21 protein-coding genes are annotated in these 26,311 nt (G+C 65.3%); 19 read left to right on the top strand and 2 right to left on the bottom strand.

Translation table 11 applies throughout. The features are described 5' to 3' along the window. The first annotated feature begins 59 nt into the window (after nt 1-59). Genes mraY through murB form a run of 6 tightly spaced genes read left to right on the top strand, consistent with a single transcriptional unit; the run spans nt 60 to nt 7,265 of the window. A complete protein-coding gene (gene mraY / locus NOF55_RS05050; protein ID WP_306410257.1) occupies nt 60-1,160 on the top strand; it encodes a phospho-N-acetylmuramoyl-pentapeptide-transferase in 1,101 nt (366 codons plus the stop codon). Nucleotides 1,161-1,166: 6 nt separating this feature from the next. Further along, on the top strand, nt 1,167-2,576 hold the full coding sequence (gene murD / locus NOF55_RS05045) for a UDP-N-acetylmuramoyl-L-alanine--D-glutamate ligase (protein ID WP_306410256.1): 1,410 nt from the start codon (nt 1,167-1,169) through the stop codon (nt 2,574-2,576). 1 nt (nt 2,577) lies between these two features. Then, nucleotides 2,578-3,732, top strand: a complete 1,155-nt coding sequence (ftsW, locus tag NOF55_RS05040) for a putative lipid II flippase FtsW (protein ID WP_306410255.1) — start codon at nt 2,578-2,580, stop codon at nt 3,730-3,732. Nucleotides 3,733-3,739: 7 nt separating this feature from the next. Beyond that, on the top strand, nt 3,740-4,879 hold the full coding sequence (gene murG, locus NOF55_RS05035; protein WP_306410254.1) for an undecaprenyldiphospho-muramoylpentapeptide beta-N-acetylglucosaminyltransferase: 1,140 nt from the start codon (nt 3,740-3,742) through the stop codon (nt 4,877-4,879). Next, a complete protein-coding gene (gene murC, locus NOF55_RS05030; RefSeq protein WP_306410253.1) occupies nt 4,876-6,288 on the top strand; it encodes a UDP-N-acetylmuramate--L-alanine ligase in 1,413 nt (470 codons plus the stop codon). Before murG ends, murC begins: the two co-directional genes overlap by 4 nt. After that, nucleotides 6,288-7,265 carry a UDP-N-acetylmuramate dehydrogenase gene (murB, locus tag NOF55_RS05025; RefSeq protein WP_306410252.1) on the top strand — a complete coding sequence of 326 codons (978 nt, stop codon included), beginning with the start codon at nt 6,288-6,290 and terminating at the stop codon, nt 7,263-7,265. The genes murC and murB overlap by 1 nt, the downstream gene beginning before the upstream one ends. Before the next feature lie 227 nt (nt 7,266-7,492). Here the strand turns inward: murB and NOF55_RS05020 are convergent, their stop codons facing one another. Then, a complete protein-coding gene (locus tag NOF55_RS05020) occupies nt 7,493-8,797 on the bottom strand; it encodes an MFS transporter (RefSeq protein WP_306410251.1) in 1,305 nt (434 codons plus the stop codon). Nucleotides 8,798-9,304: 507 nt separating this feature from the next. Between NOF55_RS05020 and aqpZ the strand changes: the two genes are divergently transcribed. The 9 genes from aqpZ (at nt 9,305) to ligA (ending at nt 21,778) form a co-directional block, all read left to right on the top strand. After that, nucleotides 9,305-9,991, top strand: a complete 687-nt coding sequence (aqpZ, locus tag NOF55_RS05015; protein ID WP_306410250.1) for an aquaporin Z — start codon at nt 9,305-9,307, stop codon at nt 9,989-9,991. Between the two features lie 466 nt (nt 9,992-10,457). Further along, nucleotides 10,458-11,384: a D-alanine--D-alanine ligase gene (locus NOF55_RS05010; protein ID WP_306410249.1), complete on the top strand. Its 927-nt coding sequence runs from the start codon at nt 10,458-10,460 to the stop codon at nt 11,382-11,384. Further along, the gene (locus tag NOF55_RS05005; protein WP_370868928.1) at nt 11,372-12,304 is read left to right on the top strand and encodes a cell division protein FtsQ/DivIB; all 933 of its coding nucleotides are present in this window, start codon (nt 11,372-11,374) and stop codon (nt 12,302-12,304) included. Before NOF55_RS05010 ends, NOF55_RS05005 begins: the two co-directional genes overlap by 13 nt. After that, nucleotides 12,301-13,623, top strand: a complete 1,323-nt coding sequence (gene ftsA / locus NOF55_RS05000; protein ID WP_306410247.1) for a cell division protein FtsA — start codon at nt 12,301-12,303, stop codon at nt 13,621-13,623. The genes NOF55_RS05005 and ftsA overlap by 4 nt, the downstream gene beginning before the upstream one ends. Before the next feature lie 93 nt (nt 13,624-13,716). After that, nucleotides 13,717-15,495, top strand: a complete 1,779-nt coding sequence (gene ftsZ / locus NOF55_RS04995; RefSeq protein WP_306410246.1) for a cell division protein FtsZ — start codon at nt 13,717-13,719, stop codon at nt 15,493-15,495. 281 nt (nt 15,496-15,776) lie between these two features. Then, nucleotides 15,777-16,730 carry a UDP-3-O-acyl-N-acetylglucosamine deacetylase gene (lpxC, locus tag NOF55_RS04990; RefSeq protein WP_306410245.1) on the top strand — a complete coding sequence of 318 codons (954 nt, stop codon included), beginning with the start codon at nt 15,777-15,779 and terminating at the stop codon, nt 16,728-16,730. A gap of 233 nt (nt 16,731-16,963) precedes the next feature. Then, the gene (locus tag NOF55_RS04985; RefSeq protein ID WP_306410244.1) at nt 16,964-17,830 is read left to right on the top strand and encodes an outer membrane protein assembly factor BamD; all 867 of its coding nucleotides are present in this window, start codon (nt 16,964-16,966) and stop codon (nt 17,828-17,830) included. Between the two features lie 13 nt (nt 17,831-17,843). Further along, nucleotides 17,844-19,517 carry a DNA repair protein RecN gene (recN, locus tag NOF55_RS04980; protein WP_306410243.1) on the top strand — a complete coding sequence of 558 codons (1,674 nt, stop codon included), beginning with the start codon at nt 17,844-17,846 and terminating at the stop codon, nt 19,515-19,517. 107 nt (nt 19,518-19,624) lie between these two features. After that, on the top strand, nt 19,625-21,778 hold the full coding sequence (gene ligA / locus NOF55_RS04975) for an NAD-dependent DNA ligase LigA (RefSeq protein WP_306410242.1): 2,154 nt from the start codon (nt 19,625-19,627) through the stop codon (nt 21,776-21,778). Between the two features lie 9 nt (nt 21,779-21,787). On the opposite strand, the gene NOF55_RS04970 is transcribed toward ligA, so the two are convergent. Continuing rightward, nucleotides 21,788-22,234 (bottom strand): tautomerase family protein, encoded by a 447-nt coding sequence (locus NOF55_RS04970; protein WP_306410241.1) that lies wholly within the window; start codon nt 22,232-22,234, stop codon nt 21,788-21,790. A 53-nt stretch (nt 22,235-22,287) separates the two neighbouring features. On the opposite strand from NOF55_RS04970, the gene NOF55_RS04965 reads away from it, so the two are divergent. From NOF55_RS04965 to NOF55_RS04950, 4 genes are all read left to right on the top strand, one after another. After that, entirely contained in the window at nt 22,288-23,178 is an 891-nt protein-coding gene (locus NOF55_RS04965) for a LysR substrate-binding domain-containing protein (RefSeq protein WP_306410240.1), read from the top strand. Between the two features lie 51 nt (nt 23,179-23,229). Continuing rightward, a complete protein-coding gene (locus tag NOF55_RS04960; protein ID WP_306410239.1) occupies nt 23,230-24,687 on the top strand; it encodes a phospholipase D-like domain-containing protein in 1,458 nt (485 codons plus the stop codon). 51 nt (nt 24,688-24,738) lie between these two features. Continuing rightward, nucleotides 24,739-25,560, top strand: coding sequence for an endonuclease/exonuclease/phosphatase family protein (locus NOF55_RS04955; protein ID WP_306410238.1), 822 nt, complete (start codon nt 24,739-24,741; stop codon nt 25,558-25,560). Nucleotides 25,561-25,658: 98 nt separating this feature from the next. Continuing rightward, entirely contained in the window at nt 25,659-26,150 is a 492-nt protein-coding gene (locus NOF55_RS04950; RefSeq protein WP_306410237.1) for a CreA family protein, read from the top strand. Nucleotides 26,151-26,311: the final 161 nt, after the last annotated feature.

The raw sequence follows: 26,311 nt of genomic DNA, 5'->3' as shown, positions 1-26,311 counted from the left end.
GGTTCGCTCCGGATCCGGGGGAACATGCGCGAACCAGCCGTCGTCGGGGAAAGACAGAAATGCTCCTTTGGTTCGTGCAACTTGCGGATCATTTTCAGGTTTTCAACCTGTTCCGCTACATCACCTTCCGCACCGGTGCGGCGCTGGCGACTTCGGCGGCCATCGTCTTCCTGTTCGGGCCGGCGATGATCAATTCGCTGCGCGTGCGTCAGGGCAAGGGGCAGCCGATTCGCGCCGACGGGCCGCAGACCCACTTCAAGAAGGCGGGCACGCCGACGATGGGCGGCCTGATGATCCTGAGCGGCATCGTCGTCAGCTCCCTGTTGTGGGCCGATCTTTCGAACACCTATGTCGTCGCGACGCTGCTCGTCACGCTCGGCTTCGGCGCCATCGGCTTCTACGACGACTATCTGAAGGTGACGAAGCAGTCCGACAAGGGGTTCTCCGGGCGGGCGCGCCTCGGGATCGAGGCCCTGATCGCGGCCATCGCCGTGTTCTTCATGATGCGCCATTCCATCGCCACGGCGCCGAACGGGTCGGGCATCGGCACCTCGGTGACGTTTCCCTTCTTCAAGGATCTGATGCTGAACCTCGGCGTCTTCTTCGCGCTGTTCGGCGCCTTCGTCATCGTCGGCGCCGGCAATGCGGTGAACCTGACGGACGGCCTCGACGGGCTGGCCATCGTGCCGGTGATGATCGCGTCCGCCACCTTCGGCGTCATCGCCTATGTGGCCGGCAACGCCATCTTCGCCAACTATCTCCAGATCAATTTTGTGCCGGGCACCGGCGAACTGGCGGTCATCGTCGGCGCGGTGATCGGGGCCGGGCTCGGCTTCCTGTGGTTCAACGCGCCGCCCGCCGCCATCTTCATGGGCGACACCGGGTCGCTGTCGCTCGGCGGCCTGATCGGCTCCATCGCGGTCGCCACCAAGCACGAGATCGTCATGGTCATCGTCGGCGGCCTATTCGTCATGGAAACGCTGTCGGTCATCATCCAGGTGTTCTGGTTCAAGCGCACCGGCAAGCGCGTCTTCCTGATGGCGCCGATCCACCATCATTTCGAAAAGAAGGGCTGGACCGAAAGCCAGGTGGTGATCCGCTTCTGGATCATCGCCGTGGTGCTGGCGCTGCTCGGCCTTTCCACCCTCAAGCTCAGGTGATTGGCGATGATCCCGGTTTCGGTCTTCAAGGGCAGGAAGGTGGCGCTTTTCGGACTGGGCGGTTCGGGGCTGGCGACCGCCCGGGCGCTGGTCGCCGGCGGCGCCGACACCCTTGTCCATGACGACAATCCGGAAAGCGTCGCCAAAGCCGCCGCCGAAGGGCTGAAGACCGCCGACCTGCGCGGCCTCGACTGGAGCGGCATCGCCGCGCTGGTGCTTTCGCCGGGCGTGCCGCTCACCCATCCGAAGCCGCACTGGTCCGTCGATCTCGCCCGCGCCGCCGGCGTCGAGGTGATCGGCGACGTCGAGCTTTTCGTCCGCGAGCGCCGGGCGCATGCGCCGGATTGCCCGTTCATCGCCATCACCGGCACCAACGGCAAATCGACCACCACGGCGCTGATCGCCCATATCCTGCAATCGAGCGGCCGCGACACGCAGCTCGGCGGCAATATCGGCACGGCGGTGCTGACGCTCGATCCGCCGAAGGACGGGCGCTTCTATGTCGTGGAATGCTCGTCCTACCAGATCGACCTTGCGCCGACGCTCGACCCGTCCGCCGGCATCCTGCTGAACCTGACGCCGGATCATCTCGACCGCCACGGCACGATGCAGCACTATGCCGACATCAAGGAGCGGCTGGTCGCAGGCGCCGACACGGCCATCGTCGGCGTCGACGACAGCTTCTGCACGCTCATCGCCGACCGGGTCGAGCGCGCCGGTACGAAGGTCGTGCGCATTTCCCGCCGCCAGCCGGTGGCCGACGGGTTCTATGCCGAGGGCTCGCGGATCATGGAAGCGCATCAGGGGGCTTCCGCGCTGCTGGCCGATCTCGACGGCATCGCGACGCTTCGCGGCGGCCACAACGCGCAGAACGCCTGCGCCGCCATCGCCGCCTGCCTTGCCGTCGGCGTCAGTCGCGATGAAATCCGCGCCGGGCTTTCCTCTTTCCCGGGGCTGAAGCACCGCATGCAGCCGGTGGGCCGCAAGGGGGCCGTGCTGTTCGTCAACGATTCCAAGGCGACCAACGCGGATGCCGCCGCGCCGGCGCTGTCGAGCTACGAGAATATCCACTGGATCGCTGGCGGCCTGCCGAAGGCCGGCGGCATCGCGTCGCTTTCGCCGCTCTTTCCGCGCATTGCCAGGGCCTATCTGATCGGCGAGGCGGCGCCGGCCTTCGCGGCGACGCTGGGCGAGGCCGTGCCGTTCGAGATTTCCGATACGCTGGACCGCGCGGTGGCGCATGCGGCGGCGGATGCGGAGCGAAACGGCGGGGAGGCGGTCGTGATGCTATCCCCGGCTTGCGCAAGCTTCGACCAGTACAAGAATTTCGAAGTGAGGGGCGAAGCCTTCGTGTCGCATGTGGCGGAGATCGAGGGCGTGACCATGCTGGTGGAACCGAACACGGGGACGAAATGACATGGTGAGCAGAGCGGAACGTGGAGCGCTGGCCGACTGGTTCTGGACCATCGACCGGTATTTCCTGGCAGCCTTCATCCTCCTGATGGGGATCGGCTTCATGCTGTCCTTCGCGGCCTCGCCGCCGGTGGCCGAGCGCATCGGCCTGGACAGTTTCCATTTCGTCACGCGTCACGCCTTCTTCCTGCTGCCGTCCTTCGCGGTCATGATCGGCCTGTCCTTCCTGTCGCCCCGGCAGGTGCGGCGCACGGCGATGATCATGCTCGTCGTCTCCGTCCTGCTGATGGTCTTCGCGCTGTTCTTCGGCATCGAGGTGAAGGGCGCGCGGCGCTGGGTGAATATCGGCAACCTTTCCATCCAGCCGTCCGAATTCATGAAGCCCGCCTTCGTGATCGTCTGCGCCTGGCTGTTTTCGGAAAACAGCCGCCAGCCGGACATTCCGGGCAATTTCTTCGCCATGCTGCTTTATGGCATCGTCGTCGTGCTGCTCGTCGCGCAGCCCGACCTCGGCCAGACGATCCTGACCAGTGCCGTCTGGGGCGGCATGTTCTTCATGGCCGGCCTGCCGTGGTTCTGGATCATCCTGCTCGGCGGTCTCGGCATCGGCGGGCTCTCCGCCGCCTATTTCGCCCTGCCGCACGTGGCCGGCCGCATCGACCGCTTCATGACCGGCGAGGGGGACACGTTCCAGGTGGACACGGCGCGCGAGGCGATCATCCGCGGCGACTGGTTCGGCCAGGGTCCCGGCGAGGGGATCGTCAAGCGCATCATCCCCGACGGCCACACCGACTTCGTCTTCTCCGTCGCGGCGGAAGAGTTCGGTATCCTGTTCTGCATGGCACTGGTGGCGATCTTCGCCTTCATCGTGCTCAGGGGGCTGGGCCACGCTTTTCGCGAGCGCGACGATTTCACCCGTTTCTCCATTGCCGGCCTCGTGCTTCTGCTCGGCCTGCAATCCTTCATCAATGTCGGCGTCAATCTGGAACTCCTGCCCGCCAAGGGCATGACGCTGCCGCTCATCTCCTACGGCGGCTCGTCGATGATCGCGATCTGCGTCACGGCCGGCTTCCTTCTGGCGCTGACCCGCCATCGCCCGGAAAAGCGGGCACAGGAGCGCAGCCTGTTCCGGTCGAGCCGCAGCGTGCCGGCGGAATAGGACCAGAATGACCGATAGACTGATCTTTCTCGCCGCCGGGGGAACCGGCGGCCATCTTTTCCCGGCAGAGGCGCTGGCGCATGAGCTGAAGGCGCGCGGCTATGGCGTGCATCTCGTGACCGACAGCCGCGCGGCACGCTATGCCGGCAAGTTTCCGGCCGACGAGATCCATGTGGTTCCCTCGGCGACGATCAGTTCGAAGAACCCCATCGTCGTCGCGAAGGCGGCGCTGATGCTGTGGCGCGGCCTCATCGCCGCGCGCCGCATCCTTCGCAGCCATCGCCCCGCCGCCATCGTCGGCTTCGGCGGCTATCCCACCGTGCCGCCGCTGATGTCGGCCGTGCGCTTCGGCATCCCCTCGGTCGTTCACGAGCAGAATGCGGTGATGGGCCGCGCCAACAAGGCGCTCGCGCCGCGCGTGCAGGCGATTGCCGGCGGGTTTCTCAAGCCGTCCGGCGCTTTCGCCGGCAAGATCGTCGAGGTCGGCAATCCGGTCCGGCCGTCGGTGATCGAGGCGGCGACGGTGCCGTTCACGCCGCCGCAGGAGGAGGGAGAATTGCGCCTGACCGTGTTCGGCGGCAGCCAGGGTGCGCGCTTTTTCTCCGACATGGTGCCGGAAGCCGTCGCGCGCCTGCCGGAGGCGCTGCGGAAGCGCCTGCACATCGTCCAGCAGGCCCGCGCCGAAGACGAGGCGCGCGTGAAGGCCCGTTATGGCGAACTGGGCGTCGAGGCCGAGATCGCATCGTTCTTTTCCGACCTGCCGGGCCGGGTGGCGCAAAGCCATCTCGTGATCGGCCGCGCCGGGGCCTCGACGGTTCTGGAACTGACCGTGATCGGCCGGCCGTCGATCCTCGTGCCGCTGCCCATCGCGCTCGACGACGACCAGGGCCACAACGCGCAGATCCTCGTCGACGTGGGCGCGGCCGAAATGCGCCGGCAGAACACCATCGACCCGGACAACCTCGCCGCGGAGATCGCAAGCCTTCTCTCCGATCCCGCGCGGCTGGCGGCAATGGCCGCGGCGGCGCGCACGCTGTCGCGGACGGACGCGCAGACGCGCCTTGCCGATCTGGTGGTCGCCATCGCCGAGGGCGAAACGGTCGAGCATTTCAAGACACATTGCAACAACAAGGGGGCACGGCCATGAAGATGCCGCAAGCCATCGGTCTCGTTCATTTCATCGGCATTGGCGGCATCGGCATGAGCGGCATCGCCGAGGTGCTGCACAATCTCGGCCACCGCGTGCAAGGGTCCGACCAGTCGGACGGCGCCAATGTCCAGCGCCTGCGCGACAAGGGCATTCCGGTCTTCGTCGGCCACAGGGCGGACAATCTGGGCGAGGCCGAGGTGGTGGTGGTTTCGACCGCCATCCGGAAGGATAACCCGGAACTGGTCGCGGCGCGCGAGCGCGCCCTGCCGATCGTGCGCCGGGCGGAAATGCTGGCCGAGCTGATGCGCTTCCGCAATGCCATCGCCATCGGTGGCACCCACGGCAAGACGACGACGACCTCGCTGGTCGCGGCGCTGCTGGTGGCGGGCGGCCTGGACCCGACCGTGATCAACGGCGGTATCATCAACGCCTATGGCACCAATGCCCGCATGGGCGCGGGCGACTGGATGGTGGTGGAGGCCGACGAATCGGACGGCACCTTCCTGAAGCTTCCCGCCGAGATCGCCGTCGTCACCAATATCGACCCGGAGCATCTCGACCATTACGGCAATTTCGACGCGGTGCGCGCCGCCTTCCGGCAGTTCGTGGAGAACGTGCCGTTCTACGGTTTCGGCGTCATGTGTCTCGATCACCCGGAGGTGCAGGCGCTGGTCGGCAAGATCGAGGACCGCAAGGTGATCACCTACGGCGAGAACCCGCAGGCCGATGTGCGCTTCATGAACGTGCGCATGGAGGGGACGCAGTCCTTCTTCGACGTCGAGATCCGCCGGCGCCGGACGGGCAAGGTGTTTTTCTTCCGGGACCTGATGCTGCCCATGCCGGGCCGGCACAACGTGTCGAACGCCTGCGCGGCGATTGCCGTCGCCAACCGACTCGGCATCGACGGCGAGGCGATCGCGCGCGGGCTCGCCTCGTTCACCGGCGTCAAGCGCCGCTTCACGCTGACGGGCGAATGGAACGGCGTGCAGGTGTTCGACGATTACGGCCATCATCCGGTGGAGATCCGGGCGGTGCTGAAGGCGGCGCGGGAGGCCTGCAAGGGCCGGATCATCGCCATTCACCAGCCGCATCGCTATTCTCGCCTGTCGAGCCTGTTCGAAGAGTTCTCGCATTGCTTCAACGATGCCGACGTCATTTTCATTCCGCCGGTCTATGCGGCGGGTGAAAATCCCATCGGGGGGGCGAATGCGGAAGCGCTGGTTTCGGCGCTGAAGGCGGCGGGACATCGCGATGCGCGCTACCTTCCGGAGCCGGAAGGATTGGCCGAAGCCATCGCCGGCATTGCGAAGCCTGGCGACTTTGTGGTTTGTTTGGGGGCTGGCAGCATTACCCAGTGGGCGCAGGCGCTGCCGCATGGATTGGAAAGCTATTCGGGAAAGTCTTGATGAAACAGGTCGATGGGGAAAAACTGCTGGCGTCGCTGGGCGAGGGCGTGAAAGAACTGCGGGGGCGTCTCACCACGGACGCGCCGATGGAGCGCGCCACCTGGTTCCAGGCCGGCGGCATGGCGGAACTGCTTTTCCATCCGCACGACGAGGACGATCTGATCGCTTTCCTGAAGCTTCTGCCCGAAGAGGTGCCGCTGACGGTGATCGGCCTCGGCTCCAATCTTCTGGTGCGCGATGGTGGCATTTCGGGCGCGGTGGTGCGGCTTTCCGCCAAGGGCTTCGGCCAGGCCGAGTTCATCGGCGACAACCGTATCCGGGCTGGCGCGATCTGCCCGGACAAGACGATTTCGGCCGTCGCGATGGATAACGATCTCGGCGGCTTTCACTTCTACTACGGCATTCCGGGGTCGATCGGCGGCGCGCTGACGATGAATGCCGGCGCGAATGGCGGCGAGACGTCCGAACGCGTCGTCGAAGTCCATGCGGTGGACCGCAAGGGCAACAGGCACGTGCTGACGAAGACCGACATGGGTTACGGCTACCGGCACTCGCATCCGCCGGAAGAAGGGCTGATCTTCACGCAGGCCATTTTCGAGGGCTTCCCGGAGGACAGGGCGAAGATCCGCGCCGACATGGACGCCGTGCGCCAGCATCGCGAGACTGTTCAGCCGATTCGCGAGAAGACCGGCGGTTCGACCTTCAAGAACCCGGAAGGCCATTCGGCCTGGGAACTGATCGACGAGGCCGGTTGCAGGGGCATGATGATCGGCGGCGCGCAGATGTCGTCCCTGCATTGCAACTTCATGATCAACACGGGCCACGCCTCGGCCTACGACCTCGAATATCTCGGCGAGAATGTCCGCCAGCGTGTTTTCGAACATTCGGGCATCAAGCTGCAATGGGAAATCAGGCGTCTCGGCAAGTTCATCCCGGGCCGGGAAGTGAAGCCGTTCCTCGGCGCGACCACGGAATAAGCCGTTCTCTTCTGGAAGACAAAATGAAACGGGGGCCGAAGGGCCCCCGTCAGTGTATCGACAAACCCTCTCTTTCGTCACCCTCGAGCTTGACCCGAGGGGCCACGCCGACAGCGGCGCGGTGGATGGTCGGATCAAGCCCGACCATGACGAAAGAGAGCGATGAGCCGTTGGTCAGCAGTCTGACGGGGGCCTTTCGGTCCCCGTTTTCCGTATATACGTCCGGTTCAGACTTCGTTCTTGCCGCTGCAAAGGATGCAGGCGAGCGAGATGAGGGCGGCGCCGCCCACATAGAAGCCGACCGCGCCGAGGCTGTAGGTCGTCGCGAGCCAGGTGGCGATGTAGGGCGCGAGCGACGCGCCGAAGATGCTCGCCAGGTTGAAGGTCATCGAGGCGCCGGTGTAGCGCACGCCGGCCGGGAACGGAGCGGCGAGGGCTGCGCCGATCGGGCCGTAGGTCATGCCCATCAGGGCGAAGCCGATGACCGAGAAGGCGACGGCGCCGGCGGTGCCCGCCGACAAGAGCGGCGCGATGGCGAAGCCGAACACGGCGATGATGACCGAGGTGACGGAGAGCACGGCGCGGCGGCCGAAGCGGTCCGAGATGCGGCCGGCAAAGGCGATGAACAGGGCGAAGAAGATCACGCCGAAGAGCTGGATGAACAGGAAGGACTGACGGGTGAAGCCGAGACCGCCGATTTCGGCCGGACGGGTCGCCCAGGACAGCGAGAAGACCGTCATGATGTAGAACAGCACGAATGTGGCGAGCGCCGCGAAGGTGCCGAGCAACAGGCTGCGCTTGTAGTTCTTGAAGAGCGTGGCGATGGGAACCTCAACGCGCTCCTTGCGCTCGATGGCGGCGGCGAACTCCGGCGTTTCGGCGATCTTCAGGCGGACGTACAGGCCGACGACCACGAGCAGGATCGATGCGAGGAAGGGCAGGCGCCATCCCCAGTCGAGGAACGTCTCGTTGCTCATCGTCTCGGTCAGCACGATGAAGAAGGTGGCGGAGAGGAAGAAGCCGATGGGTGCGCCGAGCTGCGGGAACATGGCGTACCAGCTCCGCTTGCCGGGCGGGGCGTTTTCGACCGCCAGCAGCACCGCGCCGCCCCATTCCCCGCCGAGGCCGAGACCCTGGCCGAAGCGGCATAGCGCCAGAAGCAGGGGCGCGGCGACGCCGATGGCTTCGTAGCCGGGCAGGAAGCCGATCAGCACGGTGGACAGGCCCATCGTCATCAGTGCCGCGACCAGCGTCGCCTTGCGGCCGATGCGGTCGCCGAAATGGCCGAAGACCAGCGCGCCGATGGGGCGGGCGAAGAAGGCGATGGAGAAGGTGGCGAAGGATTGCAGCATGGCCGATGCCGGATCGCTCGCCGGAAAGAACAGGTGCGGGAAAACCAGCACCGCGGCCGTCGCGTAGACATAGAAATCGAAGAACTCGATCGTCGTGCCGATGAGGCTGGCGACGAGAATGCGGGCAGGAGACGATGAAGCAGGAACTGCCGCAACGTCCGAAACGGTTGCGTCTGTCATGAATGGTGTCCGTCTTTTGTATCGGGGAGCTGCTGCGTCGCAAAGGGGCGTACCAGCCGGTTCGGTTTGCTACATACGACGAAAGATGCAATAGTCAAGCCGTTTCACGTCATTTTCTTGCAAAAACACCCCCTGCTGCGCAATTTTTCAAAGCGGTGTGGAGATGAGGAAACGCAATTCCTGTCGCGCGGGCGCGAATCGCTTTTCTCCGCTTCGCCATTCGTCCCGGTGGCGTCCAGGCCAATTCGGCTCTCCTCATGCGCGAGTAATATTCATATTCCGTTCACCTTGCGAGCATTAGGGGATGGCGCGTGGCGGTTTTCGCGCACGGCCGGACAGGGGAAATTCGTCCGGTCGGCGCGGGAGCCGCCGTGAGACTGGTTCACCGCTTCACGGGGGCCAAGAACCGGTCTGGCGCTTTGTTTTCACGCAGTTCAGGACGGATAGCCGCTTCCCGCGTTTTCCGGAATTGCCTAGCTCCCGCATGATGCGGGAAAGGAGAGGGACATGATGAAAAAACTGGGTGCCGAGTTTCTCGGCACGTTCTGGCTTGTGTTCGGCGGTTGCGGCAGCGCCGTCCTGGCGGCGGCCTTTCCGGAGGTCGGAATCGGCCTGCTCGGCGTTTCGCTGGCATTCGGCCTGACGGTGCTGACGATGGCCTATGCCGTCGGCGGCATATCCGGCGGTCATTTCAATCCGGCGGTTTCGGTCGGGCTGACGGTGGCCGGGCGCTTCCCGGCGGCAAGCCTCGTTCCTTATATCGTCGCGCAGGTCGTCGGCGCCATCGCGGCGGCAGCGGTGCTCTACGTGGTTGCGACCGGCAAGGCGGGCGCCGAACTCGGCGGTTTTGCCTCGAACGGCTACGGCGAGCATTCGCCGGGCGGCTATTCCCTCGGCGCCGCGCTGGTCATCGAGGTGGTGCTGACGGCGTTCTTCCTGCTGATCATTCTCGGCACGACGCACGGGCGGGCGCCGGTAGGCTTTGCGCCCATCGCCATCGGTCTCGCGCTCACGCTGATCCACCTGATCTCCATCCCGGTCACGAACACGTCGGTCAATCCGGCGCGCTCCACGGGGCAGGCGATCTTCGCGGGCGGCTGGGCGCTGGAGCAGTTGTGGCTGTTCTGGGTGGCTCCGATTGCCGGCGCCATCATCGGCGCGGCGATCTGGAAGGTCGTCGGCGAAAAGGACTGAGCCTGAAAACGGCCTTGCGGCTCAGGCTGCTGACAAAGGGCCTGCCGCTCTCTTTCGTCCTGTCCGGGCTCGCCCCGAGCATCCATCGGCACCCGCTGCATGGACCCGCGACTCGAGGTCGAGGGTGACGAAGGAGAGGTGCGGGCAATATCCTGAGCCGCCTTGCGGTTTCCCTTAACATGAAGCCCCCGTGGTGACGGCGCCACGGGGGCTTTGTTTTTGCTCATGTTTTGAATCAGAATCTTGATTTGTGGCCAAGGCTCTGATTCTTGTGGATAATTCATTCGATGGCTTGATTCGTCCGGCATTCGTTTTTTGCCGATCCTCATGCCGGAGGTTAACGAAAGTAAACGCTTCATTAACCTTAATGTCGTTTGAATAGCGTCGATGCGGATGGCGGACGATTCCGGTATCACGCGTCTCTTGGGTTCCGGCCGGCGTTCTGCGGCATTTCGGGGGTTCGTTGATGAGCGGCAAGCATGTGGCTGTCCTGATGGGCGGTTTTTCTTCGGAGCGGCCGGTGAGCCTGGCTTCGGGCAAAGCCTGCGCCGATGCTCTGGAAGAGGTCGGCTACCGCGTGACGCGGCTCGATGTCGAGCGCGACGTCGCCGCCGTCCTGGCCGGTCTTCGTCCCGATGTCGCGTTCAATGCGCTGCACGGCCCGTTCGGCGAGGACGGCACCATCCAGGGCATCCTCGAATATCTTGAAATTCCCTACACCCATTCCGGCGTGCTGGCCTCGGCCCTTGCGATGGACAAGAGGCAGGCCAAGATCGTCGCTGCGGCCGCGGGCATTCCGGTGGCCGAGGCGAAGGTGATGAACCGGTTCGATTTCGGCAACGAGCACCCGATCGCGCCTCCTTACGTGGTGAAGCCGGTGCGCGAGGGCTCGTCCTTCGGCGTCGTCATCGTCAAGGAGGATCAGGCCCATCCGCCGCAGATTCTCACCAGCGACGAATGGCGTTATGGCGATCTGGTGATGGTCGAGCGCTACATTCACGGGCGCGAGCTGACCTGCGGCGTCATGGGCGACACGCCGCTGGGCGTGACGGAGGTTCTGCCGCAGGGGCTCGCCTTCTACAATTATGAATCGAAATATGCGCCCGGCGGCTCGAAGCATGTCATTCCGGCACAAATTTCACCGAATATTTACCAAAAAATACAATCATTGGCCCTGAAGGCCCATCAGGCTCTCGGATGCCGCGGCGTCAGCCGCTCCGATTTCCGTTTCGATGACCGTTTCTCCCGGGAAGGGGAGGTGATCTGGCTGGAACTGAACAACCAGCCGGGCATGACCCCGACATCTCTCGTTCCGGAAATGGCTCAGCATGCGGGGCTTTCATTCGGTGAATTTCTCCGTTGGATGGTGGAGGACGCGTCTTGTCTGCGGTGAAGGGTAGAAACGCAAAATTGCCGGACGGACGGGCCGCAATCCCCGCGGCAGAGGCGGGCGAGCGCTTCATTCTGCCGCGTCCGCTGCGTCGCACGTTCCGCTTCTGCGCCAGCCTTGCGACCGGGCGCATCGCGATCCCGAACCATGCCGGCACGCTTGCCGCCGTCGCCTTCTATACGGCGACGGGGCTCTACGGCATGTCCGTCGGCGGCCATACGCCGGCCGTCGAGCAGTGGATCACCAGCGCCGCCGGCTTCTCCATCGAGGACGTTAAGATTTCGGGCAACGCCCAGACGTCGGAAATCGATATTCTCCAGCTTCTCGGTCTGGACGGCACGACCTCGCTCGTCGCCCTCGACATCAACGACGCGCGCCGGAAGCTGACGGACCTGCCGTGGATCGAGAACGCCGAGATCCGCAAGATCTATCCGGGCACCGTCGAGGTGAAGCTGCGCGAGCGCGAGGCCTATGCCATCTGGCAGCACGGTTCGGAACTGTCGCTGATCGAGAAGAGCGGCAGCGTGATCGCGCCGCTGCGCGACAACAAGTTCGCCGCCCTGCCGCTGTTCGTCGGCCGCGATGCCGAGCAGGCCGCCGTGACGTTCGAAACGCTGTTTACCGGCTGGCCGGAACTGCGCGAGCGGGTGCGGGCCTATGTCCGCGTCGCTGGGCGCCGCTGGGACCTGCACCTCGACAATGGTGTGGTGGTCCGCCTGCCGGAAGAGGATGTGGACGGCGCGCTCGGCCGTCTCGCCCGTCTTGAGCAGGAACAGCAGGTTCTGGAGCGTGACATCGCCGCCGTCGATCTGCGTCTCGGCGACCGCATGACCATTCAGCTGACGCCCGGCGCGGCCGAACGGCGGCAGGCCGCCGTCGAGGCCCGCAGCAAGGCCCTGAAGAAAGCGGGGCAAAATATATGAGCATCTTCGGTCATTCCCATTTCGGCCTGCCGCGGATGAAGCCGCTGTCCTCGAAGCGGTCGCACATCGTTTCGGTACTCGACATCGGCTCGACCAAGGTCGTGGCGATGATCGGCAAGCTGACGCCCTGCAAGGAAAGCGAAGTGCTGCCGGGCCGCACGCACAAGGTCGAGATCATCGGCATCGGCCATCAGCGCTCGCGTGGGGTCAAGTCGGGCGTCATCGCCGATCTCGATGCGGTCGAGAGCGTCATCCGCCTGGCGGTCGACGCTGCCGAGCGCATGGCCGGGCTGACCGTCGACAGCCTGATCGTCAACGTTTCCGCCGGCCGCCTGTCCAGCGACATCTATACCGCCACCGTCGATCTTGGCGGGCAGGAGGTGGATGAGAGCGACCTGCGCAAGGTGCTGACGGCGGCGAACCTCCAGTCGCTAAGGCACGACCGCGTCGTCCTGCACTCGCTGCCGACCGGCTTTTCGCTCGACGGCGAGCGCGGCATCCGCGATCCGCTCGGCATGTATGGCGACCTTCTCGGCGTCGACATGCACGTCGTGACCTGCGAGCGTCCGGCCCTGAAGAACCTGGAGCTTTCGATCAACCGCGCCCATCTCTCCGTCGAGGGCATGGTCGCGACGCCCTATGCCAGCGGCCTTGCCGCGCTGGTGGACGACGAGGTTGAACTTGGCTGCGCCGCCATCGACATGGGCGGCGGCACGACCACCATTTCGGTCTTCGCGGAAGGCAAGCTGGTTCATACCGACGCCATCGGCATCGGCGGGCATCACGTCACGATGGATCTGGCGCGCGGCCTGTCGACCCGAATCGAGGATGCGGAACGCATCAAGGTCGTTCATGGCTCGTCGCTTGCGACCGGCGCGGACGAGCGCGAGACTGTCTCCGTTCCGCCGATCGGCGAGGACGACCGCGACCAGCCGGTGCAGGTATCCCGGTCGCTGGTGACGCGCATCGTGCGCGCCCGCATCGAGGAGACGCTGGAGCTGATTCGCGACCGTATCCAGAAATCGGGCTTCAGCCCCATCGTCGGAAAACGCGTCGTCCTGACCGGCGGCGCAAGCCAGCTGACAGGTTTGCCTGATACCGCACGCCGGATTCTGGCGCGCAACGTGCGCATCGGCCGTCCGATGGGCGTGTCCGGCCTGCCGGCGGCGGCCAAGGGACCGGCCTTTTCGACCGCGGTCGGCCTGATGATCTATCCGCAGGTGGCGGATATGGAAAGCCAGACCCAGGCGGGTTCCGCGCTGCTGCTCGGCGGCGGGCGGATCGCCCGGGTGGGGCGCTGGATCAAGGAAAGTTTCTGAGCCGCGCGCGCATGACGGTGCGGGGCTCACGTGAAGAGTTGCAATGAATTTGGCCGGCGTGGCGATGCGGCCAAGAGGGAAAGGAACCGGAGAATGACCATCAAGCTGCAAAAGCCAGACATCACCGAGCTCAAGCCGCGCATCACCGTGTTCGGTGTCGGCGGCGGCGGCGGCAACGCCGTCAACAACATGATCACCGCGGGCCTGGAAGGCGTCGATTTCGTCGTCGCCAACACGGATGCCCAGGCGCTGACCATGACCAAGGCCGACCGCATCATCCAGCTCGGCGCCAATGTCACCCAGGGTCTCGGCGCCGGTTCCCAGCCTGAAGTCGGCCGCGCCGCCGCCGAAGAGTGCATCGACGAGATCATCGAGCATCTGGCCGGCACGCACATGTGCTTCGTCACCGCCGGCATGGGCGGCGGCACCGGCACGGGTGCTGCCCCGGTCGTGGCCCAGGCGGCCCGCAACAAGGGCATCCTGACGGTCGGCGTTGTCACCAAGCCGTTCCACTTCGAAGGCCAGCGCCGCATGCGCCTTGCCGAATCCGGCATCAAGGAACTGCAAAAGTCGGTCGATACGCTGATCGTCATTCCGAACCAGAACCTCTTCCGCATCGCCAACGACAAGACCACCTTCGCCGATGCCTTCGCAATGGCCGACCAGGTGCTCTATTCCGGCGTTGCCTGCATCACCGACCTGATGGTCAAGGAAGGCCTCATAAACCTCGACTTCGCGGACGTCCGCTCCGTGATGCGCGAGATGGGCCGCGCGATGATGGGCACGGGCGAGGCATCCGGTCCGGGCCGCGCCATGCAGGCCGCCGAGGCGGCGATCGCTAACCCGCTGCTCGACGACGCTTCGATGAAGGGTGCGCAGGGGCTGCTGATCTCGATCACCGGCGGTCGCGACATGACCCTGTTCGAAGTCGACGAGGCCGCGACGCGCATCCGCGAGGAGGTCGATCCGGACGCCAACATCATCCTCGGTGCGACCTTCGACGAGGCTCTGGAAGGCCTCATCCGCGTTTCGGTCGTCGCCACCGGCATCGACCGCGGCACCCAGGCCCAGCCGCAGGACGTCCGCACCGCCGACATCCGTCCGGCCGCCCTGTCCAAGCCGCTGGTGCGTTCGGCCGCCGCCGTTCCGCACGCCCCGGCTGCCGCCGCTCCCGCACAGCAGGCTCCGGCCGCTGCGCCGAAGCCGGCCTTCGATCCGGTTGCCGATACGATTCGCGGCGCCGAAGCTGAAATGGAACGCGAACTGGCTGCCGCCGTCTCGCACCAGCCCGCCTTCACCCCGGCTCACGCTCCGCAGCCGGCCGCACAGCAGCCGGCCCATGACGAGTTCCGTCCGCAGAGCCGCCTGTTCGCATCCGCTCCGGCGGCGGCTCCGGCTCAGCAGCCCGCGCCGCTCCAGACGCAGATGCACGCTCCGGCGGCTCCGCGCATCCAGCAGCCCGCTGCTCCGCAGGTCGCTGCCCAGCAGCCGGCCCTGCACGCCGAACCGGTCGTCCGCCACGAGCCGGTCCGCATGCCGAAGGTCGAGGACTTCCCGCCGGTCGTGAAGGCCGAGATGGAGCATCGTTCGCATGCTGCGCCGGCCCAGGCCGAAGAGCGCGGCCCGATGGGGCTTCTGAAGCGGATCACGAATTCGCTCGGCCGCCGCGACGAGGACGATCATGCGGCTGCCGCCCCGTCGGCATCGGCGGCTCCGGCTGCCCAGCAGCGCCGTCCGCTGTCGCCTGAGGCGAGCCTCTACGCCCCGCGCCGCGGCCAGCTCGACGACCACGGCCGCAGCGCTCCGCAGGCTTCGATGGGTGACGACGAGCAGCTCGAAATCCCGGCCTTCCTGCGCCGCCAGTCGAACTGAACAGCGCGCATTGCGGTGTTTTTCAGCAAGCCCGGCCGGTAACGGCCGGGCTTTTTGCTGTGGTCCGGGCAAGGTTGAAAACCCGTTGATTTTCAACCCGGTAGATTCGTTACAGAGCGAAAAAAACAGTGATTTGGTTTGTGGCGCGGTGAGACGTATGTAGACGCTACCAGATGCGCCCCGGACGATTCCGGTGCCGCGTCGTTCGCCGCAAGGCGGCATCAGTCGAAATGGAAGTTGCGCCCCGCAGGCGCGGGCTTCGAGCAAGCAAGGTGAAGTACATGTCTCTGGGATTGCTGGGTTTTCAAACGACGATTGCCACGCCCGTCACGCTTTCGGGCATCGGCGTGCATTCCGGCGCTCCCGTCACGCTGACCTTCCATCCGGCGGAAGCCGGCGCCGGCATCGTCTTTCATCGCGCTCATCCCGACGGCTCCATAACGGAGCTGAAGGCCGTTTCCTCGCAGGTCGGCGCCACCGACCTTTCCACCGTTCTCGGCTTTTCGCCGGCCTATTCGGTCGCGACGATCGAGCATGTGATGGCCGTGCTTTACGCGCTCGGCATCGACAACATCGTGGTGGAGGTCGATTCGGCCGAAATGCCGATCATGGACGGCTCCTCGCGCATGTTCATCGACGCCATCGAGCAGGTCGGCATCAAGTCGCTCGGCGTCAAGCGCCGCTATATCCGCGTCATCAAGCCGGTTCGCATCGAGCAGGGCGCAAGCTGGGCCGAGTTCCGTCCTTATGACGGCACGCGATTCGAGGTCGAGATCGATTTCGACAGCCCGGCCATCGGCCGCCAGAAGTGGGAAGGCGACCTGACCGCGTCCACGTTCCGCGAAGAACTGTCGCGTGCGCGCACCTTCGGTTTCATGCGCGACGTCGAGCGCCTGTGGGCCGCCGGTTACGCGCTCGGTTCCTCGCTGGAGAACTCTGTCGTCATCTCCGACGACAATACGGTCGTGAACATGGAAGGCCTGCGCTACAAGGACGAATTCGTCCGCCACAAGACGCTGGATGCCGTGGGCGATCTGGCGCTTGCCGGTGCGCAGTTCATCGGCTGCTACCGTTCCTATCGCGGCGGCCACAAGGTCAACGCGATTGCCCTCAAGGCGCTGCTCTCGGATGTCTCGGCCTATCAGGTGGTGGAGGCTCCGGCCCGCAGCCAGCGGGTTCGCGCCGGCGAGTTCATCGCCGTCAACGCACCGGGCTTCGCGCCCTGGTCGGCCTGAACAGGTCATCCGCACCGGATTGGCAAGAACCCCGCAAGGCCCTTCGGCCGTGCGGGGTTTTTCATGGCGGGACGGCGCATCCTGTACTAAGAGGGGCCGTGCAGTATTTTCCGGCCTTGCCACAAAAATGCGTAATTGCAGCATCATTGCGTTGCTCTCTGTGTGCATTTATGGCTAGAAACGCCAGTTGTTACGTAGCGCTCGCGTATAGGGCGGCAAACGGGATCTCTTCTATGAGCAATGCAATTTCCGGCATGACCAAGACGACGCTTCGGGCGGTGATGCTCACTTTCGCGCTCAGCGGCACAGGTCTTGTTCTGGCCGGTTGCCAGTCGGACAAGGATATCGACATCACCAAGCTGGTGCCGGAGACCGACCCGCCGGACGTTCTCTACAATCAGGGCCTTGCCAACATCAAGGCGGGCAAGATGCCCGAAGCCGGGCGCAAGTTCGACGCGATCGACCGGCAGTATCCGTTCACGGACTGGTCGCGCAAGGCTCTGGTGATGGGCACGTTCGTGAAATATCGCATGGGACGGGCCGAGGACGCGATCGCCAGCGGCAACCGCTACCTGGCGCAATATCCGCGCTCGGAAGACAGCGCCTATGTCCAGTATCTGATCGGTCTTTCCTATTCGCGGCAGATCACCGCCGTCACGCAGGACCAGACCCCGGCGCGCCGGACGATCGAGGCGATGGAGAAGGTCGTCACGAACTTTCCCGATTCCGAATATGTCGACGACGCGCAGACGAAGATCCGATTCGCGCGCGACCAGCTCGCCGGCAAGGAAATGCAGGTCGGCCGCTACTATCTGGAGCGCAAGGAATATCTTGCCGCCATTTCCCGCTTCCGCACGGTCGTGGAACAGTACAACAATACCAATCAGGTGGAGGAAGCGCTCGCGCGCCTGACCGAAGCCTATTTCGCGATGGGCCTGACCGAGGAGGCGCAGACCGCCGCCGCCGTTCTCGGCCGCAACTATCCGGACAGCCAGTGGTACGCCGATTCCTACAAGCTGCTCAGAAGCGGCGGTCACGAACCGCGTGAAAACCCCGGCTCCTGGATCGCGCGTGCGGGCAAGCGACTCGTTGGCGCTTGATATCGGATAAGCCATGCTGATCCAGCTTTCGATCCGTGACATTGTTCTGATCGATCGGCTGGATCTTGCCTTCGAGCAAGGGCTTTCGGTGCTGACCGGCGAGACCGGGGCTGGCAAATCCATTCTTCTCGACAGTCTTTCGCTCGCCCTTGGCGGGCGCGGCGACGGCGATCTCGTCCGGCACGGCGAGGACAGGGGGCAGATCACGGCCGTCTTCGACGTGCCGATGAACCATCCGGCCCGCCTGATCCTGCGCGAGAACGGCGTCGACGACGACGGGGATCTGATTTTCCGGCGCATCCAGTCCGCCGACGGGCGCACCAAGGCCTTCGTCAACGACCAGCCTGTCAGCGTGCAACTCATGCGCCAGGCCGGGCAGGCCCTCGTCGAAATCCACGGCCAGCACGCCGACCGGGCCTTGACCGATACGGCGGCCCATCGCGCCCTGCTCGACGCCTTCGCCGGGCTTTCCGAGGAGGCGGCTGCCCTGGCAGGTCTCTATCGCTCATGGCGCGAGGCCGAGCGGGCTTTGAAGAAGCATCGCGAGAAGGTGGAGGCCGCCGCCCGCGAGGCCGATTACCTGCGTTCGTCCGTGGACGAACTGGAAGCACTCTCCCCCGTCGACGGGGAGGAAGACGAACTGGCGGAAGTCCGCGCCCGGATGATGAAGATCGAGCGGGTGGCGTCCGACATCACCGAGGCGAGCGATTTCCTGAACGGAAATGCCTCGCCGGTGCCGGAAATCGCCTCGCTGATGCGCCGGCTGGAGCGCAAGAGCCATGAGGCGCCGGGGCTTCTCGAAGAGACCGTTTCCCTGCTCGACCAGGCGCTCGATATCCTGTCCAATGCGCAGATGGAGGTCGAGGCGGCGCTGCGGCGCACCGAGTTCGACCCGAGGGAACTGGAGCGCGTCGAGGAGCGGCTGTTTGCGCTGCGTGCCGCGGCGCGCAAATATTCCGTGCCGGTGACGGCGCTTCCGGCGCTGGCCGAGAAGATGGTGGTCGATCTCGCCGAGCTCGATGCAGGTGAGGAAAGGCTGAAGGCGCTGGAGAAGGAAGTGGAGGCCGAGGCCGCCGCCTATCATGCCGCCGCCTCCTCGCTGTCCGCAAAGCGCCATCGCGCCGCCGAATCGCTGTCAGCCGCCGTCATGGCCGAGCTTCCGGCCCTGAAGCTGGAGCGGGCGCGCTTCATGGTCGATGTTGCAAGCGATGCCGGCAATGCCGGCGCGGAGGGCATCGATACGGTCGAGTTCCACGTGCAGACCAACCCCGGCACACGCCCCGGGCCGATCATGAAGGTCGCCTCGGGCGGCGAGCTTTCGCGCTTCCTGCTGGCGCTCAAGGTGGCGCTGGCCGACCGAGGCTCGGCGCCGACGCTGGTTTTCGACGAGATCGACACGGGTGTTGGCGGGGCGGTAGCGGATGCCATCGGCCAGCGTCTGAGGCGGCTTTCAAAAACCGTGCAGGTTCTTTCGGTCACGCACGCGCCGCAGGTGGCCGCACGGGCGGCGACGCATCTTCTGATCGCCAAGGGGCCGGTGGACGGCGACGTCTCGCGCATCGCCACCCGTGTCACGGCCATGCAGCCCGAGCATCGCCGCGAGGAAATCGCCCGCATGCTGGCCGGCGCCGAAATAACCGACGAGGCGCGCGCCGCCGCCGCCAAGCTTCTCGCCGCGACCGACTGATCACAGCCCGGGCGTTTCCTCCGTCTGCGATGCAACGTGTCTTTCCGGCTTTTCTTTCCCATCAATTGCACTAAAACACGCTGCGAACGGAGCGGATGAGGCGCGGCATGTCGAGTGAAAAACTTCCCGTCGAGCAATTGGGCGAACTGGAGGCGGCGGCGGAGCTTGCCGCGCTGGCTGCGGAGATCGCCCGCCACGACGAGCTTTACCACGGCAAGGACGCGCCGGAGATTTCCGATGCCGACTATGACGCGCTGAAGCAGCGTAACGATGCCATCGAGGCGCGGTTTCCGCATCTCGTTCGCGCCGACAGCCCGTCGAAGCGGGTGGGGGCGGAGCCGCTTCCCACTTTCGCGCCTGTCGTTCATGCGCGGGCGATGCTGTCGCTCGACAACGTGTTTTCCGACGAGGAGGTGCGGGACTTCGTCGGCTCGGTCTATCGCTTCCTCGGCATCCTGCCGGACAATTCCATCGCCTTTACCGCCGAACCGAAGATCGACGGGCTTTCCATGTCGATCCGCTACGAGAACCGCCGGATGGTGACGGCCGCGACGCGCGGCGACGGCACGACCGGCGAGAACGTGACGGCGAACATCAGGACCATTTCCGCCATTCCGCAGGTGTTGCCGGCCGATGCGCCGGATGTGGTGGAGGTGCGCGGCGAGGTCTACATGGCCAGGAGCGACTTTTTCGAACTCAATGCCCGCATGGAGGCCGAGGGCAGGCAGACCTACGTCAATCCGCGCAACACGGCGTCGGGATCGCTGCGCCAGCTCGACCCGAAGGTGACGGCGTTGCGGCGACTGAAATTCTTCGCCTATGCGCTGGGCGACGTCTCCGGGCCGATCGCCGACACGCAGCTGGGGATCGTCGAGCGGTTCCGCGACTGGGGCTTTCCGGTCAATCCGCTGATGAAGCGCGTGAACTCGGTCGCCGAACTCCTGGCCCAGTATCAGGCGATCGGCGAGGCCCGGGCCGATCTCGACTACGACATCGACGGCGTCGTCTACAAGGTCGACAGGCTGGACCTTCAGGAGCGTCTCGGTTTCCGCTCGCGCAGTCCGCGCTGGGCGACGGCGCACAAGTTTCCGGCGGAGCGGGCCTTCACCCGGCTTCTCGGGATCGACATCCAGGTCGGGCGGACGGGCGCCCTGACGCCGGTGGCGCGGCTGGAGCCGATCACGGTCGGCGGCGTGGTCGTCACCAATGCGACGCTGCATAACGAGGACTACATCAAGGGCATCGGCAATTCCGGTGAGCCGATCCGCGAGGGTCGCGACATCCGCATCGGCGACACGGTGATCGTGCAGCGGGCCGGCGACGTCATTCCCCAGATCGTCGACGTGGTCATGGAGAAGCGCCCCGAAACGGCGGTGCCCTATGCTTTCCCGACCGCGTGCCCGGTCTGCGGCAGCCATGCGGTGCGCGAAATCAAGGAGAAGACCGGCAAGGTCGATTCCGTGCGCCGCTGCACCGGCGGCTTCGTCTGCTCGGCGCAGGCGGTGGAGCACCTGAAGCATTTCGTCTCGCGCAACGCCTTCGATATCGAGGGGCTCGGCACCAGGCAGATCGACTTCTTCTTCGCCTGCGAGGATCCGCTGATGTGGATCAAGACCGCGCCGGACATCTTCACGCTCAGGGACCGGCAGGAACAGGCGCAACTGACGAAGCTGGAAAATGTCGACGGTTTCGGCAAGGTGAGCGTGAAGAAGCTCTTCGACGCTATCGAGGCGCGGCGCGAAATCGCGCTGCACCGCTTCATCTTCGCGCTCGGCATCCGCCATGTGGGCGAGACGACGGCAAAGCTTCTGGCGCGGTCCTACGGCACCTATGCCGCCTTCGAAGCGGCGATGAAGGAGGCCGCGCCGGGCAGCGACGCCTGGGCGGAGCTGAATGCCATCGACGGTATCGGCGAGGTCGTCGCCCGTTCTGTCGTCGAATTCTACAAGGAGCCGCGCAACCTTGAAGTCCTGTCGCGGCTTCTCGAGAAGGTGGTGCCGCTGGAAGCGGAAAAACCGGCGGCTGAAGGCAGTCCCGTGGCCGGCAAGACCGTGGTCTTCACCGGCTCGCTGGAGAAGATGACGCGCGACGAGGCCAAGGCCCGCGCCGAGGCGCTGGGCGCCAAGGTGGCCGGTTCCGTCTCGAAGAAGACGGATATCGTCGTTGCCGGGCCGGGGGCCGGCTCGAAGCTTGAAAAGGCCCGCGAACTCGGCATTGCGACGATGGATGAGGACGAGTGGCTGGCACTGATCGCCGGCTGACCCGCATCATCATGTCGCCGGGGCTGTCATGGGGCGGCGGGAGGCCTGCGTCCTGCCGTCGTACCCCCAGCTTTCCGAAGGAAGCTCGCGGACGACCACATAGGTCGCCAGCGGAAGCGGCGTGCCGCAGACGGATTTCAGCAGGGCGGTCGCCTTGTCGATGAAGCGGGCTTTCTCCTCCCGCGTGCTGGTGCCGGCGGTGATCGTCGCTTCCAGATGGGCGGCTGCGGGAACGGCTTGGCCGCCCACCGCCCATCCGCCGGCGGGCAGTTGCTCGACCAGCACAGCGGTCAGTTCCCGCTTCTTGGCGAGGACGCTTTCCATCAGGCGGGTCGTTTCATCCTGCAACAGGTTCAGGTTGCTTTCGGGCAGGCGTTTGCCGGCAATGCGGATGTGGACGAAGGGCATGGCTTTCTCCATCGGTGTGCGGTTGACGCGGCGATGGTCGTTGATCATTATCGTTTTGAAAATCGAGTAATATTTCATTTTCAGTTTTGGAAATCTCAACGATGGGTCGCGTCGCCAATTTCGACATGGATGTGCTGCGCACCTTCGTCACCGGCGTTTCGCTCGGCAGTTTCGCCCGGGCGGCGGATCGGCTCGGGCGCTCGCCCTCGGCGATCAGCCTGCAATTGCGCAAGCTGGAGGAGCAGGCGGGAAAGCCACTTCTCGTGAAGCGGGGCCGGGGGCTGGCGCTGACCGAGGCGGGCGAGCTGATGTTTTCCTATGCGCGGCGCATCCTCGATCTCAACGACGAGGCAGCGCTGGCGCTGGCCGGCGAGGGCGGCATCGCCGGCTGGCTGAGGGTCGGCATGCCGGAGGATTTCGCCGAGCACCTCCTGCCGGCGCTGCTCGGGCGTTTTGCCCGGGCCCATCCGAAAGTGAAACTCGAAGCGCGGGCCGACCGGGGCGTGCAGCTCGTGCAGGCGGTGGAGCGCGGCGGGCTCGACCTGGCGCTGGCCTGGGGCGAGCTGGACAGCGCCCATTGCCGGCCGGTGGCGGAGCGTTCGCTGGTGTGGGTGGGTACCCCCGGATTTTCCCGGCGAGAGGGCGACCCCGTGCGGCTCGTGGCCTTCGACGCGCCGTGTGCCTTTCGATCCGCGGCGATCGCGGCGCTGGACGGCGCCGGCATTTCCTGGCGGCATGTCTTCGCCAGCCCCAGCCTTGCCGGGCTCTGGGCGGCGGTGACGGCGGGGCTCGGCGTGACGGTGCGCGTGGCCGATGGCGTGCCCGCGCATCTCGCGCGGCTCGACCCGGACCGTTGCGGCCTGCCGCCGTTACCGCCGCTCGGGCTTCGCCTTCACCTCAACGAAGCCCGTCCGCCGCCCGCCGTCGCCCTGTTCCGCGACCTGCTGCTGGATGCCATCGAGACGGAAAACGCAGGGGAATCCGGCCGGTAAAGGGCGTGGGCGATCTGTTTAATTCGTTCCGGCCGTCCTATATTCGCCCTCATGGAGCTTCTGTCGCACTACTGGCCGCATATTCTTGCCGTTTTTTCCTTCACGGTGGGGGCGGCGGCGGCCATTCATGTTGCGATGACCAAGGAGGAGGTTCGTTCGGCCATCGGCTGGGTGGGCGTCATCATGCTGTCTCCGGTCGTCGGCGCGGTGCTCTATATGATCGCCGGCGTCAACCGCATCCGCCGCTCCAATGTCGGCCAGCAATGGATGCGCGTTCTCGTCGGGCCGCCCGAGCATATCGCCCGTTACGACGTTACCGAGGAGCAGATCACCGCCTGTTACGGGCGGCGGTTCACCTCGCTGATGGTGCTCGGCAACAACATCACGCCCCATCAGTTGACGACGGGCAACGATGTCCGGATGCTCGAAAGGGGCGACGAGGCCTATGAAGCGATGTGCGCCGCCATCGAGGCGGCGGAGCGCAGCATCATTCTGGAAAGCTATATCTTCGACCGCGACAGGGTGGGGCAGCATCTGGCGGATTGCCTGATCGCCGCCCACGCGCGCGGGGTGGAAGTGCGCGTGCTGGTCGATGCGGTCGGCGCGCGCTATTCCTTTCCCTCGATCCTCAGCCGGTTCCGGAAGGCGGGCGTGCCGGTCGATGTGTTCAACGGCAACGTGATCGTCGGTCTCAGGCTACCTTACGCCAACCTGCGGACGCACCGCAAGATCCTGGTGGTGGACGGGACGGTCGCCTTCACCGGTGGCATGAACATACGCGAGGGCTTTTCCCACGCGCTGCTCGGCGACAAAGCCGCGCTCGACACGCATTTCCAGGTGCGGGGTCGGGTGGTGGCCGATCTCTTCTTCATCGCCGCCGCCGACTGGCGTTTCGCGAGCGGCGAGACGCTGGACGGGGAGGCGTGGCGCATCGCCGATCCGGATACGCCGCCCGGCGGTCCGGTCATCATCCGCGCGGTGCCTTCCGGGCCGGATCGAAGCGTGGAAACCAACGCCAAGCTGCTGATGGGGGCGTTTTCCGTGGCGCGAAGCTCGATCCGCATCATGTCGCCCTATTTTCTTCCCGACCGGGAACTGATCAGCGCGCTGGCGACGGCGGCGCGACGCGGCGTCCAGGTTGATATCGTCGTGCCGGGGGTGAACAATCTCACGCTGGTCGACAAGGCCATGACCGCCCAGTTCGACCAGTTCCTGAAGAACTATTGCCGCATCTGGCGCTCTTCCGGCCCGTTCAACCATTCGAAGCTGCTGACGATCGACGGGCGCTGGTCCTATACGGGATCGTCCAATCTCGACGGGCGTTCCCTGCGGCTGAACTTCGAGATCGATCTGGAAGTCTACGATTCCGCCTTCGCGGCGCAGGTGGAACGGCGCATCGACGCGGCGATTGCCGAGGCACGGCCCGTGACGCTGGAGGCGCTCAGGAACCGGCCGTTCCCGGTCCGGCTCATGGAGCGCATCCTGTGGCTCGGTTCGCCTTATTTGTAACGTGAAGGAGTGGCTTTGTCCGATCAGGAAAAACGGCGGGACGGAAAAGGCATGATAGAAGAGAAGCTTCAGGCGGAGGGTCTTTCCGAGAGCCTGCCCAAGCGCATTCTGGCAAGCCTGCGCCAAAGCAGGCAGCGCCGCATCATCTCGCCTGCGGCCGTGGCGGGGCCGGTCTGCGACCTGACCGTAGCCTCCTACAACGTCCACAAATGCGTGGGACGCGACCGGCGTTTCGATCCGGGGCGGACCGCGGAGGTGATCCGCGAGATCGATGCGGACGTGATCGCGCTTCAGGAGGCCGATACGCGTTTCGGCGAACGGACGGGGCTGCTCGATCTCGGCTGGCTGGAGCGGGAGACGGGGCTGACGCGGGTTCCGCTATCGGTGTCGGAGCGGGCGCACGGCTTCCACGGAAATACGCTGCTGTTCCGCGAGGGGCTGGTGCGCGACCTGAATACGGTGAGGCTTCCCGGGCTGGAGCCGCGCGGCGCGCTGGTGGCCGAGCTGGAACTCAAGGATTCGCGCGAACTGCGCATCATCGCCGCCCATTTCGGCTTGCTGCGTCATTCCCGCCGGCAGCAGGCGAACCATATTCTCGATATCGTCAGAAACGGCGGGGAATATCCGACGCTGCTGGTGGGCGACCTGAACGAATGGCGGCTCGGCAAGGGCTCGGCCCTGCGGGCGCTCGCCCCCGTTTTCGACGCTTCCGTGGCGGTGCCGAGCTTTCCGGCGGGGCTTCCCGTGCTCGCGCTCGACCGCATCCTCTCCAACCGGCCGGACCTGATCCGCAGCGTCGAGGTTCACGACAGCCCGCTGGCGCGCGTCGCCTCCGATCATCTGCCGATCAAGGCGTTCCTCCATTTTTCGTGACGCCTGCCCGGCGGCATTTCTTGCAAAGCGGGGGCGTGATCATATCTTTGTGACGGGCGGCTCGCACGAATGCCGCGTCCTCACAAGGAGACTGCCGCATGACCTGTTTTTTCCGGGCGCTTTTGTCCGCCGGGCTCATCCTTGCCGCCGGCCTTCCGGCGCGCGCCGAAGTGGTGGGCGAGGTGGGCGTCGACTGGATCGGCAACGATATCATCGTCGAGGCCTTCGCCGATCCGAAGATCGAAGGCGTGACCTGCCATGTCAGCTATTTCGAGCGCGGCCTGATCGACCGCCTGAAGAACGGCAACTGGTTCGAGGACCCCTCGAACAATTCCATCGCTTGCCGCCAGACCGGCGTACTGACGATCGGCGATATCGATCTGTCGAAGGATGGGGAGGAAGTGTTCCGCGAGGGCATGTCCCTGATCTGGAAGACGCTGGTGATCAACCGCATCTATGACCGCAAGAACGACACGCTGATCTATCTCGTCCACACGCGGGAACTGAGTGACGGTTCGGCCAAGATGGCCATTTCCACCGTGCCGCTCTTCGGCCAGACGGTGAACTGGCAGAAGGGCAAGCCCGAATAGAAGATGAACAAAAGGCCCCGGCGTGCGCCGGGGCCTTACTGTATCGACTAACCCGTTTTTCGTCGTTCGGGGCCTGACCCGAGGGTCATGCAAAGGGGCGGTGGATGCTCGGGCGTGAGCCTCCGGCGACGAAAGAGGATAGCCGTTCGGCCGTTCGTCAG

The sequence above is a fragment of the Ectorhizobium quercum genome (assembly GCF_026552795.1).
Lineage (GTDB): Bacteria > Pseudomonadota > Alphaproteobacteria > Rhizobiales > Rhizobiaceae > Ectorhizobium > Ectorhizobium quercum.
Note: the sequence above shows the minus strand (reverse complement) of the source record. Positions and strands in the feature narration are given on the sequence as shown.

What these genes read in the sequence shown, in the direction of transcription:
- murD (WP_306410256.1), top strand. Translation starts at nt 1,167, where the DNA reads ATGATCCCGGTTTCGGTCTTCAAGGGCAGGAAGGTGGCGCTTTTCGGA.
- murG (WP_306410254.1), top strand. Translation starts at nt 3,740, where the DNA reads ATGACCGATAGACTGATCTTTCTCGCCGCCGGGGGAACCGGCGGCCAT.
- aqpZ (WP_306410250.1), top strand. Translation starts at nt 9,305, where the DNA reads ATGATGAAAAAACTGGGTGCCGAGTTTCTCGGCACGTTCTGGCTTGTG.
- lpxC (WP_306410245.1), top strand. Translation starts at nt 15,777, where the DNA reads ATGTCTCTGGGATTGCTGGGTTTTCAAACGACGATTGCCACGCCCGTC.
- ftsZ (WP_306410246.1), top strand. Translation starts at nt 13,717, where the DNA reads ATGACCATCAAGCTGCAAAAGCCAGACATCACCGAGCTCAAGCCGCGC.
- NOF55_RS04960 (WP_306410239.1), top strand. Translation starts at nt 23,230, where the DNA reads ATGGAGCTTCTGTCGCACTACTGGCCGCATATTCTTGCCGTTTTTTCC.
- recN (WP_306410243.1), top strand. Translation starts at nt 17,844, where the DNA reads ATGCTGATCCAGCTTTCGATCCGTGACATTGTTCTGATCGATCGGCTG.
- mraY (WP_306410257.1), top strand. Translation starts at nt 60, where the DNA reads ATGCTCCTTTGGTTCGTGCAACTTGCGGATCATTTTCAGGTTTTCAAC.
- NOF55_RS04965 (WP_306410240.1), top strand. Translation starts at nt 22,288, where the DNA reads ATGGGTCGCGTCGCCAATTTCGACATGGATGTGCTGCGCACCTTCGTC.
- NOF55_RS04970 (WP_306410241.1), bottom strand. Translation starts at nt 22,234, where the DNA reads ATGATCAACGACCATCGCCGCGTCAACCGCACACCGATGGAGAAAGCC.
- NOF55_RS04955 (WP_306410238.1), top strand. Translation starts at nt 24,739, where the DNA reads ATGATAGAAGAGAAGCTTCAGGCGGAGGGTCTTTCCGAGAGCCTGCCC.
- NOF55_RS05010 (WP_306410249.1), top strand. Translation starts at nt 10,458, where the DNA reads ATGAGCGGCAAGCATGTGGCTGTCCTGATGGGCGGTTTTTCTTCGGAG.
- NOF55_RS04950 (WP_306410237.1), top strand. Translation starts at nt 25,659, where the DNA reads ATGACCTGTTTTTTCCGGGCGCTTTTGTCCGCCGGGCTCATCCTTGCC.
- murB (WP_306410252.1), top strand. Translation starts at nt 6,288, where the DNA reads ATGAAACAGGTCGATGGGGAAAAACTGCTGGCGTCGCTGGGCGAGGGC.
- NOF55_RS04985 (WP_306410244.1), top strand. Translation starts at nt 16,964, where the DNA reads ATGAGCAATGCAATTTCCGGCATGACCAAGACGACGCTTCGGGCGGTG.
- murC (WP_306410253.1), top strand. Translation starts at nt 4,876, where the DNA reads ATGAAGATGCCGCAAGCCATCGGTCTCGTTCATTTCATCGGCATTGGC.
- ftsA (WP_306410247.1), top strand. Translation starts at nt 12,301, where the DNA reads ATGAGCATCTTCGGTCATTCCCATTTCGGCCTGCCGCGGATGAAGCCG.
- ligA (WP_306410242.1), top strand. Translation starts at nt 19,625, where the DNA reads ATGTCGAGTGAAAAACTTCCCGTCGAGCAATTGGGCGAACTGGAGGCG.
- NOF55_RS05020 (WP_306410251.1), bottom strand. Translation starts at nt 8,797, where the DNA reads ATGACAGACGCAACCGTTTCGGACGTTGCGGCAGTTCCTGCTTCATCG.
- ftsW (WP_306410255.1), top strand. Translation starts at nt 2,578, where the DNA reads ATGGTGAGCAGAGCGGAACGTGGAGCGCTGGCCGACTGGTTCTGGACC.